Origin of the sequence: Catellatospora sp. NPDC049133 (genome assembly GCF_040648455.1) — a bacterium.
GTDB lineage: Bacteria > Actinomycetota > Actinomycetes > Mycobacteriales > Micromonosporaceae > Catellatospora > Catellatospora aurea.
On the sequence record NZ_JBEZDT010000003.1, the window covers coordinates 147,082 to 161,918 of the forward strand.

Here is a 14,837-nt window from a genome sequence, read left to right on the forward strand (position 1 = left end):
TTGAGCCCGCTTTCGCCCGGTTGCCCGGCAAGTCGGACGATCTTGGTGAGGCGGGCAGTGACCCCTTGCGATGGAAGCGCTCCCATGCAAGACTGATCGGAATTCGCGACCGGGAGCCACGTTCGCGCGACACGGCACGTCAGGGCATGGACGCGCCGTTGCGGCACCGCCGTCATCGCCGACGGCTCGAACGGTTTCCCGCCGGGACCTGGTCCCGGCGTCTTCGCGAGGAGCTCATCTTGTTGCACACACTGCGGCGTTCCCGCCACAGAATCCTGCGGCGCTCAGGCGCCGTCGCCACGGCGGCGGTCGTCGCCCTCGGCGGTCTGGTGGTGGCGGCGAGCCCGGCCCAGGCCGCAGTCGCCTGCGAGGTCGTCTACACCGCCAACCCGTGGACCGAAGCCCCCGGCTCCGGCGGCTTCACCGCCAACCTGACTCTGAAGAACCTCGGTGACCCGTGGACGAGCTGGACGCTCGGCTTCACGCTGCCCTCCGGGCAGACCGTCACCCTGCCCGGCTGGTCGGCGAACTATGCCGTGTCCGGCCAGAACGTCACCGCGACCAACCTGAACTACAACGGCAACGTGCCGACGAACGGGTCCACCGGCATCGGCTTCAACGGCCGCTGGAGCGGCACGTACTCGTCGCCGACGTCGTTCACCATCAACGGCACGGCGTGCACCGGGGCCAACCCGGCGCCGACGGTGAGCATCACCGCGCCGGCCAACAACACCCACTACACCGCCCCCGCGGCGTTCACCATCGCGGCGACCGCGGCGGACACCTCGCCCGGCACCGTGTCGAAGGTGGAGTTCTACCGCGACGGGCTGCTGCTCGGCTCGGACACCGCGTCGCCGTACACCTGGGACGTCTCGGCGCTGCCGGTCGGCACCTACGTGTTCCAGGCCAAGGCGACCGACAGCGGCGGCGCGACCGCCACGGCCAACACCACCGTCGTGGTCGACGCCTCCGTTGCACCGAAGGTGCTGGTCAACGCGGCGAGCACGGCCGCGGTGAGCGTGCCCGAGGGCGCCACGAACACGTTCAAGGTGAAGCTGTCGGCCGCGCCGTCGGCGAACCTGACCGTGGCCGTCGCCCGCACCGCCGGTGACACCGACGTCTCGGTCTCCACCGGCGCGACGCTGACGTTCAGCACCAGCAACTGGGGCACCGAGCAGACGGTCACCCTGGCGGCGGCGCAGGACGCGGACAACGCCTCCGGCTCGGCGACCATCACCGCCAGCGCCACCGGGTACGACCCCGGCGTGGTCACCGCGACCGAGGCCGACGACGAGGTCAACGTCTACACGCAGCGCTTCATCGAGCAGTACAACAAGATCAAGAACACGGCCAACGGATACTTCTCGCCCGAGGGCGTGCCGTACCACTCGATCGAGACGCTGATCGTCGAGGCGCCCGACTACGGCCACGAGACCACCAGCGAGGCGTTCTCCTACTGGTTGTGGCTGGAGGCCTACTACGGCCGGTTCACCCAGGACTGGACCAAGTTCAACCAGGCCTGGACGGTGATGGAGCAGTACATCATCCCGTCGGCGACCGACCAGCCCAACGCGGGCGTGGCCGGCACCCCGCAGTACGCGGCCGAGCACCTCACCCCGGCCAACTACCCGTCGCAGCTGCAGCCCAGCGTGCCCGTCGGAGTCGACCCGCTACGCAGCGAGCTGACCAGCACCTACGGCAACGGCAGCATCTACGGCATGCACTGGCTGCTCGACGTCGACAACAAGTACGGCTTCGGCCGCTGCGGCAACGGCACCACGCGCCCGGCGTACATCAACACCTTCCAGCGGGGCCCGCAGGAGTCGGTCTGGGAGACCATCCCGCAGCCGAGCTGCGACAACCTCAACCACGGCGGCCCCAACGGCTACCTGGACCTGTTCGTCAAGGAGTCCAGCGCGCCCGCGGCGCAGTGGAAGTACACCAACGCCCCCGACGCCGACGCCCGTGCCATCGAGGCCGCCTACTGGGCGCTGACCTGGGCCACCGAGCAGGGCAAGCAGTCGCAGATCGCGTCGACGCTCACCAAGGCGGCGAAGATGGGCGACTACCTGCGCTACGCCATGTTCGACAAGTACTTCAAGAAGATCGGCAACTGCGTCGGCGCGACCACCTGCGCCGCCGGCACCGGCCGTGACTCGATGCACTACCTGATGTCCTGGTACTACGCCTGGGGCGGCGGTCTCACGTCGGCCTGGTCGTGGCGCATCGGCTCCAGCTTCAACCACTTCGGCTACCAGAACCCGATGGCGGCGTACGCGCTCGCCAACGTCAACGAGCTGAAGCCGCAGTCGCCGACCGCGAACGCGGACTGGACCAACAGCTTCAACCGCCAGCTGGAGTTCTACCAGTGGCTGCAGTCCTCCGAGGGCGGCATCGCCGGCGGCGCGACCAACAGCTGGGCCGGCTCGTACGCCACGCCGCCCGCGAACACGCCCACCTTCTACGGCATGTTCTACGACGAGAAGCCGGTCTACCACGACCCGCCGTCGAACCAGTGGTTCGGCATGCAGGTCTGGTCGATGGGCCGCATCGCCGAGCTGTACTACGCCACCGGCAACACCAAGGCCAAGGCGCTGCTCGACAAGTGGGTGCCGTGGGCCGTCGCCAACACCACGGTCAGCGGCACGAATTTCGCCGTCCCGTCCGAGCTCGGCTGGTCCGGCGCGCCGACGACCTGGAACCCGTCCAGCCCGGCCGCCAACACCAACCTGCACGTCACGGTGACCAGCACCGGCCAGGACGTCGGCGTCGCCGCGTCGCTGGCCCGCGCGCTGCTGTTCTACGCCGCCAAGTCCGGCAACGCCGCGGCGAAGACCACCGGCAAGGGCCTCATCGACGCGCTGTACGCCAAGGCCGAGAGCAAGGGCGTCTCGACGACCGAGACCCGCGGCGACTACTCGCGGTTCGACGACGTCTACAACGCCACCACCGGCCAGGGCATCTACGTCCCGTCCGGTTGGACCGGCGACATGCCCAACGGCGACATCATCACGGCCGGCAAGTCGTTCATCGACATCCGGTCCTGGTACAAGCAGGACCCGGACTGGGCCAAGGTCCAGGCGCACCTGGACGGCGGACCCGCGCCGAGCTTCAACTACCACCGGTTCTGGGCGCAGAGCGACGTCGCGATGGCCTTCGCCGACTTCGCCATGCTCTTCCCGAACGGCTGACCCGGTCAGGCCGATAGGCGGGGTGCCTGCGCATGGTGCCCCGCCTATCGGCGGTCGTGTGGCTGCAGGGTCACTCGTCGTGGCCCAGGATCTTAAGTGCGCCTATCATTCGGGGCCGTTACGGATTGGTTGTCCGACGGTGATCGCACATATGACTGATCGACTCTGCAGACTATCTTGACTAAGTAGCCGCACCGGCGATTGGCGGAGTGGGATGAGGATTTCGTGGCGCGGTGCTGCTCGCGTAACTATCGCGCTTATGCGCCACGGCGTATACTCAATGTATGCAGACAAGTATGCGTGTGTCGACAGAGAATCGTGATGCGCTGGCGCGTATCGCCGCCGAGGAGTTCAACGGGGCGAGCCTCGACGAGACGCTTCGGGTGTTGATCTGGCAGCATCGGGCGGCCCAGGACGCGGCACGGCTGGAGGCGGACCCTGAGGCACTGGCTGGCTATCGCAGCGAGGCACGTGAGTGGGCGGAACTGGATGTGGCGGTCGCTGAGTGACTCCTCCCCAGCGTCGCCTCAAGGTTGCTCCATGGCAGGTGTGGTGGGTGCAGTTCAACCCGCAGGTGGGGCATGAGCAGGCGGGGGAGAGACCTGCCGTCGTCGTCGGCTCGACATTGGCGTGCTCGCTGCCCAACGGTCTGGCACTCATGGTTCCCTGTACGACCACTGACCGCCAGCTCGTTTGGCAGCCCGAGATCAATCTCGCGGGCCGGCGGGGATTCGCTATGTGTGATCAAGTCAAGGCGTTGTCCACTGACCGGCTTGTGCGTCGGCATCAGGCCACACTCACCAAGCCTGAATGCGAAGCCATCGCGTTCGCACTGGCACAGCTCATCGCCACAGCCTGACCGACCTCGCGTACCTCTTTGTGTTGCCGCTGCAGTTTCGGGGAAACTGCAGTTTCGCCAGTCGAGATTCGTGCAGTTTCCCGAAACTGCAGAGCCCAGATCAGGCGTGGATCACGGGACGCGGCGGGCGATGGTGTGCAGGGCCAGGAGGAGGTAGCCCACCAGGAGGGGGGCGGTGATCGGGAGGATGGAGCCGATCAGGAAGGCGATGCCGATGACGCCCGCGCAGGTCACGATCAGGGCCGGGCGGGAGAGCGCGGTACGCAGAGCGCGGCGGTAGGTGTAGCCGCGGCCGAGGAAGGGGATCGCGAGCGCGGCCAGGCCGAGGACCGCCACCGCCGCGACGGCCGTGACCCCCAGCAGCACCCCGCCGCCGGGGACCAGGCCCTGGTTCAGCCAGAAGATGTTGAGGGTGAGCAGCAGCAGCGCGGCCAGCAGGACGATCGTGGCCAGCGCGCCTGGCAGCAGCCGCCGGCCGAAGGAGCGGAGCAGGTCGCGCGGGCCGGGCCAGTGGCCGTCGGTGAAGCGCTGGTGCACGGCTTGCGCGCCGACGGCGGCGGCGGCGCCGGTCGTCACGACCGGCACCGCCGCGACGGTCACCACGATGCCGACCAGGGCGAGGTCGGCCGCGTCACGCAGGGTGTCGCGCCAGTCCGTGGTGGTCGTCGCCGTCATGTCTCAGCCCTTCAGTCCGCTGGTGTTGATGCCCTGGACCAGGAAGCGCTGGAAGCCCAGGAAGAACAGGAACACCGGAAGCAGGGAGAGTACCGACATGGCCAGCATCGGGCCGATGGAGGTCTGGCCACTGGAGTCGATGAACAGCCGCAGCGCCACCGGCACGGTGTAGCTGGGCACGCTGGGCAGGTAGACCAGCTGGGTGAAGAAGTCGTTCCAGGTCCAGATGAAGGAGAAGATCGCCGTCGTGATCAGGGCCGGTCGCGACAGCGGGAGGATGACGTGCCAGAACGTGCGGTACGGGTCGCAACCGTCGATCTTGGCGGCGTCGTCGAGTTCGCGGGGGATGCCCCGCATGAACTGGACCATGAGGAAGATGAAGAACGCCTCGGTGGCCAGCAGCTTCGGCAGGATCAGCGGCAGCGGGGTGTCGATCCAGCCGAACTCGCTGAACAGCACGTACTGCGGCACGATCAGGACGTGGCCGGGCAGCAGCAGCGTCGCGATCATGAGCGCGAAGTAGCCTTTGCGGCCCCAGAACCGCAGCCGCGCGAACGCGTACGCGGTGACCAGGCAGGAGGCCGCGTTCGCGACCACCGTGGCCAGCGAGATCACCAGGCTGTTGCCGAAGAAGCGGGCGAAGCTGACGCCGGGGATGTAGCTCCAGCCGTCGGAGTAGTTCGACCAGGTCAGTTCCTCGGGCCAGACGGAGAGGTTGCTGGTCACCTCGGTGGGCGACTTCAGCGACGAGCCCAGCACCCAGATCAGCGGGTAGAGCACGATCGCCAGCACGCCGAGCAGGGCCAGCACCCGCACCCAGCCACGTACGCGGGCCATCAGTTCTCTCCGTCCGAGTAGTGCACCCAGAACTTGCCGGTGCTGAAGAAGACGATCGTGATGAGGCCGATCGCCGCCAGGAAGATCCAGGCCAGCGCGGAGGCGTAACCCATCTCGAAGTCGGTGAAGGCCTTGTCGTAGATGTGCAGGGTGTAGAGCTTGGTCGCGCCCAGCGGGCCGCCGGTGCCGTTGCTGATGACGAAGGCCGAGGTGAAGCCCTGGAAGCCGTTGATCGTCTCCAGCAGCAGGTTGAAGAAGATGACCGGGGACAGCATCGGCAGCGTGATGTGGAAGAACTGCTTGTACTTGCTGGCCCCGTCGACCTGTGCGGCCTCGTAGAGCTCTGTCGGGACCTGCTTGAGCCCGGCCAGGAAGATGACCATCGGTGCGCCGAACTGCCAGATGGTGAGCACCATCAGGGTGGCCAGTGCCCAGTCCGGGTCGTTGATCCAGTTGTTGCCCTCGATGCCGAACAGGCTCAGGCCGGCGTTGAACGCGCCTTCGCCGTTGAACATGGCGACCCAGACCAGGGCCAGCGCGACCGAGCCGCCGAGCAGCGACGGCAGGTAGAACATGCTGCGGAACAGGCCCACGCCGCGGCGTTCCCGGTTGAGCAGCAGGGCCACGCCCAGCGATGCGACCAGCTTCAGCGGGATCGCGATCAGGCCGAACGTGAGGGTGACCCGCACCGACTGCCAGAACGTCGGGTCGAGGGTGAAGATCTTCTTGTAGTTGTCGAAGCCGACCCACTCCACGAACTCCCAGCTCGACAGCACGTCGTAGTTGGTGAAGCTCAGGTAGAGCGAGAGCAGCATCGGGAACGCGGTGATCGCCATCAGGCCGATCAGCCACGGGGACAGGAAGACGTAGCCCGCCAGGCCCTCGGCGCGGCGGGAGGCGTAGTTCTTCTTACGCCGGCCGCGCGCCGGCGGCGGCGTTGCCGCCGGGACCGGGAGGGCCGGTCGGGAGGCCGTGGTGAGTGCCACGCGCGGTCCCCTTCCAGGAACGAGAACGAAAACGGCGGAGATGGAACGGGCCCGGCCCCGGGCCGCCGATCGGCCGGGCCGGGCCCGTGTCCGCTGGTGGTGGTCCGGCGGCCCGCCTGTACCGCGGGCCGCCGGGGGAGTCCCACCAGCGTCAGGTCACGCCAGAGCGGCGGCTGCCTCGGTGAAGAACTGCTTGGCCGCGGCCTCGGGCGTGGCCTTGCCGTACGACACCGTCTCGGCGATGTCGCGCAGCGTGTTGCGCAGGCCGCTGTGGCCCTTCGGCGGCGGCGCGGGGGCCGGGCCGAACTTCGGCGTGATCTCGTTCTCGAAGGAGACCGTGTCCTTCATCTTCTGGTCGGTCAGCGCGTCGGAGACGGCCTTGCGCACGTCGAGGTTGTTCGGCAGACCCCGGTCCACGCCCAGGATCTTGCCGGCCTCCACGTCGTTGACCAGGAAGTTGATGATGTCCGCCACCACGTCGGGCGCCTTGGTGGTGCGCGAGGCCGCCCAGTACGTCGACGCGCGCGCCCACTGGCCCTTCGGGTCGCCCGGGTATGCCGTCATGGCCAGGTCGTTCTTCGTGGCCTTCTGCATCTCGGAGAGCTGGTTGGACCACATGAAGGACACGGCGGCCTTCTTGGTGACCACGAGCTGCGTCGCGACGCTGCCGGTGACGGCCTCGTGGCAGATGTCGGCGGGCGGGGTCGCGCCCTTGGTCCGGGCGTCCACCCACAGCTGGAACCACGCGACCAGGTCCGCCTCACTGAAGGCGATCTTGGGGCCGTCGTAGAACTCCTTGCCCTGGGCGCGCAGCCACAGCCACAGCGCCTTGTAGTCCGAGCTCGGGTCCATCAGGCCCCAGTACTTGCCGCCCGCCTTGGTGGTGACGCCGGCGCCCCAGGTGATGATCTGGTCGTACGTCCAGCCGATCTGCGGCACCTCGATGCCCAGCTCGGTCAGCTTCGTCTTGTCGTAGATGATCGCCGGGGTGTTCTCGCCGGTGGCGATGGCCACCTGCTTGCCGCCGAGCTGCCCGTACTTGGTGAGGCTCTCGGGGTGCTTGGAGACGTCGATCTTCTTGCTCGCCGTGTACTTGGACAGGTCCAGGGTGACGTTGCGGCCGGCGTACTCGGCCAGGCCGTTGTCGTCGATCTGGAAGATGTCGGGCGCGTTGCCGCCGGCGGAGATGGTGGCCAGCTTGTCGTAGTAGCCGGTGAACGCCTGCCAGGTGGGCGTGATCGTGACGTTGGGGTGCTTGCTCGTGTAGAGCTTCAGCGCCTCCTCGGTCAGCTTGGCGCGGGCCTCGCCGCCCCACCAGAAGAAGGAGACGGTGTACTTGGCGTTCGGGTCGAGCGCCGCCGGCTCCTCCTCGCCGCCGCAGGCGGCCAGCAGGCCGCCGACGGGAACGGCGATGGCCGTTCCGGCGAGCATGCGCAGCAGATGGCGGCGATTCCAACCGCCCGCCGGCAGGCTACCGTTGTGCTGCGTCGGCTCGTCGGCCGGCGCAGGTGTCGCTGGGTGCATAGCTTTCACTCCCTGCTCTCGGAAGCGACACCGTCAACGGGCGGTTGCTGCCGCCTGCCCGGGCCCGCAGTGCGATGCGGGCCCGGGCCTGACGAGTCGCGGATGACCAACTCGGTCTGGAGCGTTACCAGTGCGGTGGTGCGGCGGTCGTCGCCATGCTGGAGCAGCATGTCGACGGCTGCCCGTCCGGCGGCCGCCGTGGGGGTGGCCACCGTCGTCAACATGGGGCGGGTGCGGCGGCTCAGCGCGGTGTCGTCTATCCCGACGACGCTGATCTGATCCGGCACCTTGACCCCGCGGTGGTCGAGTGCGTCGATCAGGCCGACGGCCATGAGGTCGTTGTAGGCGAGCACGGCGCTGACGCCGGCCCGCAGCACGGCCTCGGCCTGGGCCGACCCGCTCTCCTCGGTGGGCGCGTTGGGTCCGAGGACCACCAGCTCGGCTCCCGCGGTGCGGGCGGCGAGGGTGGCCGCGCGGCGGATCTCGCGGTTGGTCCAGGACCCGCGCGGGCCGCCCAGCAGGGCGATCTCGCGGTGGCCGAGGCTGACCAGGTGCTCGACCGCGAGCCGGGCGCCCTGCGCGACGTCCATCACGACCGCGGGCAGGCCGGGGACCGGCCTGTTGACCACGACCAGCGGGACCTCGCGGGACAGCTGCTCGATCTGTGTGTTGCTCATGCGGGGGCTGCACAGCAGCACCCCGTCCACCTGCTTGGCCAGGGCGAGCACCAGCTCCTCCTCGACACCGGCGTCCTCATTGGTGTCAGCGACGAAGACGTGGTAGTCGCGGCCGCGGGCATGGCTCTCCGCTGCCTTGATCAGCGGCGGGAAGAACGGGTTGGCGATGTCCGCCACGATCAGCCCGATGTTGTGCGTGCGTCCGGTGATCAGCGCACGGGCGGCGCGGTTGGGCCGGTAGCCCAGCTCTTCCGCCGCGGCGAGCACGTGCGCCCGGGTCTCGGCGTTCACCAACTGCGGTGCGCTGAACGCGCGGGACACGGTGGAGACGTGCACGCCACTGGCCTTGGCGACATCGCGGATAGTGGCCGGCACCTGCACTCCTTTGTGTACACGCGATCCTGTGTTGGCTATCACGGTGGTGACCCATTAATGCAAACGGTTGCGACCGTGTCAACGGTCGAAGATGTCGATCTGGTTTCGACAGTGGACCTTGGTGGTGTCATCAGCCGGAAAATTCGGGACAATCGAGGCAGATTCTGGGCCAGCCATTGACGCGATAGGACCGCGATGGTTAGTTCTGCTGCAAACGTTTGTAGTCGCATGAGGCCCAGGAGGCCGGATGACCACGCGGTACGCGATCGTGGGGACCGGGGCTCGAGCGCAGATGTTCGCCCAGGCCCTCACCAGCCATGGCGAACTCGTCGCACTCGCCGACGTCAACCCCGCCCGGATCGCCGCCCAGCAGCGCCGCCTGCAGGCGGCAGGCGCCCCGCCCGCCGTGGCCTACGACGCCGGCGACGTGCCGGCGATGCTGGCCAAGGAGCGCGTCGACACCCTCGTGGTGTGCAGCGTCGACGCCACGCACGACGAGTACATCGTCGCGGCGCTCGACGCCGGGTGCGCGGTGGTGACCGAGAAGCCGATGACCGTGGACGTGCCGAAGTGCCGGCGCATCCTGGAGGCGGTGCGGCGCAACGACGGCAAGGTCGGGGTCGCCTTCAACTACCGCTTCCACCCGGTGCACGAGCAGGTCAAGACGCTGCTGGCCGAGGGCGCGATCGGCGAGATCGGCTCGGTGCACTTCGAGTGGCTGCTCGACGTGCGCCACGGCGCGGACTACTTCCGCCGCTGGCACCGCGACCGGGCCAACTCCGGCGGCCTGCTGGTGCACAAGGCCACCCACCACTTCGACCTGGTCAACTGGTGGCTGAACAGCACCCCGGTGCGGGTCACCGCAGAGGGCCGGCTGTTCCTGTACGGCGAGAACGGCGCCCGCCACGGCTACGCCCGCGACTACAACCGCGCCCACGGCGCCCCGGCGGCCCAGGGCGACCCGTTCGCGCTGCACCTGGCCGACAACCCGAACCTGGCCGAGCTCTACCTCGATGCCGAGTCCCACGACGGGTATCACCGCGACGTGAACGTGTTCGCCCCCGGCACCGACATCGAGGACGACATGGCGGTCCTGGTCCGCTACGCGAGCGGCGCGACCATGTCGTACCACCTCACCGCGTACTCGCCCTGGGAGGGTTACCGGATCGCCTTCAACGGCAGCCGGGGCCGCCTGGAGCTGGACATCGTCGAGTCCGACCACGTCGCACCCGGGGTGGCCGGCGCGGTCAAGGGCCACTCGGCCGCGCTGCACGGCGTCGAGGCCGCCGCCGAGTCCGGCAGCGTCTCGCTGCGGCTGCGCCGCTACTGGGAGCCGCCGGTCGAGGTGCCGGTGGCGGCGTACGACCGGCAGGGCCACGGCGGCGCGGACGTGCGCATGACCGGGGTGCTCTTCGGCGGCGACGCCGACCCGCTGCACCGGTCGGCGACGGCGCTCGACGGCGCGCGCTCGCTGCTGACCGGCCTGGCCGCGAACGCGTCGATCGCCTCCGGGCGTTGCGTGGACGTGGCGGAACTGCTCGACATCTCGGAATGGGAGTGACCACGTGGACGACCTGCTGTTCCCGGCGGAGGCGCGCACCCGGGCGATCGCCCGGGAGCTCTACACGCATGCGCGGAACCTGCCGCTGATCAGCCCGCACGGCCACGTCGACCCCGGCATCCTGGCCGAGGACGCGCCGTTCCCGGACCCGGCCCGCCTCATCATCGTGCCCGACCACTACGTGACGCGCATGCTGCTCAGCCAGGGGGTGACACCCGACCGGCTGGGCGTGCCGCGCGTCGACGGCGGCCCGGTGGAGACCGACCCGCGGGTCATCTGGCGCACCTTCGCCCAGCACTGGCACCTGTTCCGGGGCACGCCGTCGCGGCTGTGGCTGGAGCAGACGTTCAAGACGGTGTTCGACATCGAGACCCCGTTCGGGCCGCAGACCGCCGACCGGGTGTACGACGAGCTGGCCGCGCGCCTGGAGCAGCCGGAATACCGGCCCCGGGCGCTGTTCGGCAAGTTCAACCTGGAGGTGCTGGCCACCACCGAGTCGCCGCTGGACGACCTGTCCCGCCACGCCAAGCTGGCCGCGGACGGCTGGGGCGGCCCCGGCGGGCGGGTGATCACCACGTACCGCCCGGACGACCTGGTGGACATGGACTGGCCCGGCTGGGCCGCGCGGGTGGCCAAACTCGGCGAGATAACCGGTCTGGACACCACGACCTACGAGGGTTTCCTGGCCGCGCTGGCGCAGCGGCGGCTGGACTTCATCGCCGCGGGCGCGACCTGCTCCGACCACGGGCACCCGACGGCGGCCACCGGCGGCCTGACCGCCGACGAGGCCAAGCTGCTGTTCGAGCGAGCCCTGCACGACGGCCTGGCGCAGACGCCGGACGGCACACCCGTGATCCCCGGCCCGCCGGCCACGGCCGCCGAGGCGGAGGCGTTCCGGGCGCACATGCTGATCGAGTTCGCCCGGATGTCGGTGGACGACGGGCTGGTCATGCAGCTGCACCCGGGTTCGTCGCGCAACCACAACGCGGCGCTGTTCCGCACGCACGGGCGCGACGTCGGCGGAGACATCCCGGTGGCGACCGAGTACACCAGCGCGCTGCGGCCACTGCTCGACGAGTTCGGGCACGACCCGCGGTTCCGGGTCGTCGTCTACACCCTGGACGAGTACACGTTCACTCGCGAGCTGGCCCCGCTGGCCGGCGGCTACCCGGCGATGTTCGTCGGCGCGCCGTGGTGGTTCCTCGACGCGCCCGAGGCGCTGCGCCGCTGGCGGGAGGCGGTCACCGAGACCGCGGGCTTCTACAACACGGCCGGGTTCGTCGACGACACCCGCGCGTACTGCTCCATCCCGGTGCGCCACGACGTGGCCCGGCGCGTGGACGCGGGCTGGCTCGCGCGCCTGGTCGCCGAGCACCGCCTGGGCCTCGACGAGGCCGCCGAGACCATCGCCGACCTGGCATACCACCTGCCCAAGAAGATCTTCCGAGTAGGACAGTCATGAAAATCATCGACGCCAAGGTGCACGACGTACGCTTCCCGACCGCCGCGAAGGGCGACGGCTCGGACGCGATCAACCGCGGGGACTACAGCGCCGCGTACGTCGAGCTGCACACCGAGTCCGGCGTGTTCGGCGCGGGCTTCACCTTCACCAACGGGCGCGGCAACGAGATCGCCTGCGCGGCGATCGAGGCCCTGTCCCACCACGTCGTCGGGCGCACCCTGGAGGAGATCCTCGCCGACCCGGTGACGTTCTGGCGCTCGTTGAGCGCCGACGTGCAGCTGCGCTGGCTGGGCCCGGAGAAGGGCGTCATCCACATGGCGACCGGCGCGCTGGTCAACGCGGTGTGGGACCTGCGGGCCAAGGCCGAGGGCAAGCCGATGTGGCGGCTGCTGGCCGAGATGCCGGCCGAGGAGCTGGTGAACAGCGTCGACTTCCACCACATCACCGACGCGATCACCCGCGAGGAGGCGCTGGCGCTGCTGGCCGACGACGGCGGCTACGCCGAGCGGCTGGCGGTGCTGGAGCGCGACGGCTTCCCGTCGTACACGACGTCGGTGGGCTGGCTGGGTTACCCGGACGAGCAGGTGCGCGAGCTGACCCGGGCCGCGTACGCCCAGGGGTGGCGGGCGATGAAGATGAAGGTCGGCGGGCCGATCGAGGACGACCTCCGCCGCGCCCGGCTCATCCGCGAGGAGATCGGCCCCGACGCGCTGCTGATGATGGACGCGAACCAGGTCTGGGACGTGGATGAGGCGATCGCCAACATGGCGGTGCTGGCCGAGGTGAACCCGTACTGGATCGAGGAGCCCACGCACGCCGACGACGTGCTCGGCCACGCGGCCGTGGCCCGCTCGGTGCGGCCCATCCGGGTCGCGACCGGCGAGGTCGCCGCGAACCGGGTCATCTTCAAGCAGCTCATGCAGGCCGAGGCGATCCAGGTGTGCCAGATCGACGCGTGCCGGGTCGGCGGCGTCAACGAGGTGCTGTCGATCCTGCTCATGGCCGCGAAGTTCGGCGTGCCGGTGTGCCCGCACGCGGGCGGCGTCGGGCTCTGCGAGTACGTCCAGCACCTGTCGATCTTCGACTACCTGCGGCTGGGCCGCTCCCTCGACGGCCGCATGGTGGAGTACGTCGCGCACCTGCACGAGCACTTCGAGGACCCGATCACCGTGGTCGACGGCCGCTACCGGCTGCCGAGCAAGCCGGGCTACTCGGTCACCTTCAAGCCGGAGTCGATCGCGGAGTTCTCGTTCCCGGACGGTCCGGTATGGCGATGACGGTCCCCGCGACCCGGCTCGGCCGGGCGACGCTGTCGCGGCTGCCCGTGGAGAGCCGCCCGGCCGTGCGGCCCGGCGAGGCGAAGGCCGGCGTGCTGCACCTGGGCCTGGGCGCGTTCTTCCGGGCCCACCAGGCCGTCTACATCGAGGCGGCGATGGCCGCGCGCGGCGGCGACTGGGGCATCGTCGCGGTCGCGCCGCGCTCCCGGGACGTGCTGGAGGCGTTGCGGGCGCAGGACCACCTCTACAGCGTGGTGACGCTCGACGCGTCGGCCGAGCGCACCCGGGTGCTGGGCGCGCTCAACGACACGGTGCACGCCGCGAGCGATCCGGAAGCCGTCGTGGGGCTGCTGGCCGACCCGGCGATCCGGGTGGTGACGCTGACCGTGACCGAGAAGGCGTACGCCCCCGACGCGGCGGTGCCGCGCCTGCTGATCGACGGACTGGTCGCCCGCGCCCGCGCGGACAGCGGCCCGATCACCGTGCTCAGCTGCGACAACCTGCCGTCCAACGGCGTCGTGCTGGGCAAGCTGCTGGCGGGGATGATCCCCGACGCGCAGCGCGAGTGGTTCGAGAGCTCGGTGCGCTGCCCGTCGAGCATGGTGGACCGGATCGTGCCCGCCACCACCGCCGCCACCCTGGCCGCGGCGGAACGCTGCCTCGGGGCCCGCGACCTGGCCGCGGTCGCCGGGGAGCCGTTCCGCCAGTGGGTCATCGAGGACTCCTTCGCCGGGGCGCACCCCGACTGGGCCGCGGGGGGCGCGGTGCTCACCGGCGACGTCACCCCGTGGGAGCACCTCAAACTGCGCGCCCTCAACGGCGTGCACAGCGCGCTGGCCTACCTGGGCGCGCTGGCGGGCTGCGAGAGCATCGCCGACGCCGTCGCCCTGCCCGGCATGACCGACCTGCTGCGCCGCTACATCGCCACCGAGGTCGCGGCGTCGATGACGCCGCCGGACGGGGTCACCGTCGCGGGGTACGGCGACGCGGCGCTGGAACGGTTCGCCAACGCCCGGCTCGGCCACCGCTGCCTGCAGGTGGCCATGGACGGCACGCAGAAGCTGCCGCAGCGGGCGCTGTCGGTGCTGAACACGGTCGCCGAGCCGACCCTGGCCACGCTGATCCTGGCGGCCTGGGCCCGCTTCGCCGAGGGTGCCGACGACGCGGGCCGGGCGCTGCCGCTGGACGACCCGCGAGCGGCCGACGTCCGCGCGGACACCAGCACCGAGGCCCTGTTCGGCCCCGGCGGCGTGCTCGAAGTGCCGGACCCGGCCCGACGCCGGATGATCGCGGCATGGCGCACCGCCCTCGCCACGCACGGCGCGGCGGACCTGGTCCGGACGGCGGTGAAGTGATGGCATGCCCGGTGTTCGGGGTGGCCCGCCGAGTCCGGCGGTCACCCGGTCGACCGGT

General features: G+C 69.9%; 12 protein-coding genes. 7 read left to right on the top strand and 5 right to left on the bottom strand.

Annotated elements, in window-relative coordinates; translation table 11 throughout:
* Positions 1-242: 242 nt before the first annotated feature.
* The 3 genes from AB0B35_RS04420 to AB0B35_RS04430 all read left to right on the top strand — a co-directional run bounded on the left by AB0B35_RS04420 (position 243) and on the right by AB0B35_RS04430 (position 4,050).
* Positions 243-3,191, top strand: a complete 2,949-nt coding sequence (locus AB0B35_RS04420) for a glycoside hydrolase family 48 protein (RefSeq protein WP_361040846.1) — start codon at positions 243-245, stop codon at positions 3,189-3,191.
* Positions 3,192-3,475: 284 nt separating this feature from the next.
* On the top strand, positions 3,476-3,700 hold the full coding sequence (locus AB0B35_RS04425; protein WP_360521337.1) for a hypothetical protein: 225 nt from the start codon (positions 3,476-3,478) through the stop codon (positions 3,698-3,700).
* A 38-nt stretch (positions 3,701-3,738) separates the two neighbouring features.
* A complete protein-coding gene (locus tag AB0B35_RS04430; RefSeq protein WP_361040552.1) occupies positions 3,739-4,050 on the top strand; it encodes a type II toxin-antitoxin system PemK/MazF family toxin in 312 nt (103 codons plus the stop codon).
* Between the two features lie 111 nt (positions 4,051-4,161).
* On the opposite strand, the gene AB0B35_RS04435 is transcribed toward AB0B35_RS04430, so the two are convergent.
* From AB0B35_RS04435 to AB0B35_RS04455, 5 genes are all read right to left on the bottom strand, one after another.
* Positions 4,162-4,725, bottom strand: a complete 564-nt coding sequence (locus tag AB0B35_RS04435) for a hypothetical protein (protein ID WP_360521331.1) — start codon at positions 4,723-4,725, stop codon at positions 4,162-4,164.
* A 3-nt stretch (positions 4,726-4,728) separates the two neighbouring features.
* On the bottom strand, positions 4,729-5,562 hold the full coding sequence (locus AB0B35_RS04440) for a carbohydrate ABC transporter permease (protein ID WP_360521328.1): 834 nt from the start codon (positions 5,560-5,562) through the stop codon (positions 4,729-4,731).
* On the bottom strand, positions 5,562-6,440 hold the full coding sequence (locus tag AB0B35_RS04445; protein WP_361040849.1) for a sugar ABC transporter permease: 879 nt from the start codon (positions 6,438-6,440) through the stop codon (positions 5,562-5,564). Before AB0B35_RS04445 ends, AB0B35_RS04440 begins: the two co-directional genes overlap by 1 nt.
* A gap of 264 nt (positions 6,441-6,704) precedes the next feature.
* Positions 6,705-8,072, bottom strand: a complete 1,368-nt coding sequence (locus AB0B35_RS04450) for an ABC transporter substrate-binding protein (RefSeq protein ID WP_361040555.1) — start codon at positions 8,070-8,072, stop codon at positions 6,705-6,707.
* 5 nt (positions 8,073-8,077) lie between these two features.
* Positions 8,078-9,124, bottom strand: coding sequence for a LacI family DNA-binding transcriptional regulator (locus AB0B35_RS04455; RefSeq protein WP_203697444.1), 1,047 nt, complete (start codon positions 9,122-9,124; stop codon positions 8,078-8,080).
* A 247-nt stretch (positions 9,125-9,371) separates the two neighbouring features.
* Between AB0B35_RS04455 and AB0B35_RS04460 the strand changes: the two genes are divergently transcribed.
* From AB0B35_RS04460 to AB0B35_RS04475, 4 genes are read left to right on the top strand one after another with little or no spacing between them, the layout of a single operon-like run.
* A complete protein-coding gene (locus AB0B35_RS04460) occupies positions 9,372-10,685 on the top strand; it encodes a Gfo/Idh/MocA family oxidoreductase (protein WP_361040558.1) in 1,314 nt (437 codons plus the stop codon).
* A 4-nt stretch (positions 10,686-10,689) separates the two neighbouring features.
* Positions 10,690-12,147 (top strand): glucuronate isomerase, encoded by a 1,458-nt coding sequence (uxaC, locus tag AB0B35_RS04465; protein ID WP_361040560.1) that lies wholly within the window; start codon positions 10,690-10,692, stop codon positions 12,145-12,147.
* Complete coding sequence (locus AB0B35_RS04470) at positions 12,144-13,424, top strand: enolase C-terminal domain-like protein (RefSeq protein WP_361040562.1); 1,281 nt, start codon at positions 12,144-12,146, stop codon at positions 13,422-13,424. Before uxaC ends, AB0B35_RS04470 begins: the two co-directional genes overlap by 4 nt.
* Complete coding sequence (locus AB0B35_RS04475) at positions 13,421-14,779, top strand: mannitol dehydrogenase family protein (RefSeq protein ID WP_361040565.1); 1,359 nt, start codon at positions 13,421-13,423, stop codon at positions 14,777-14,779. Before AB0B35_RS04470 ends, AB0B35_RS04475 begins: the two co-directional genes overlap by 4 nt.
* Positions 14,780-14,837 lie beyond the last annotated feature (58 nt).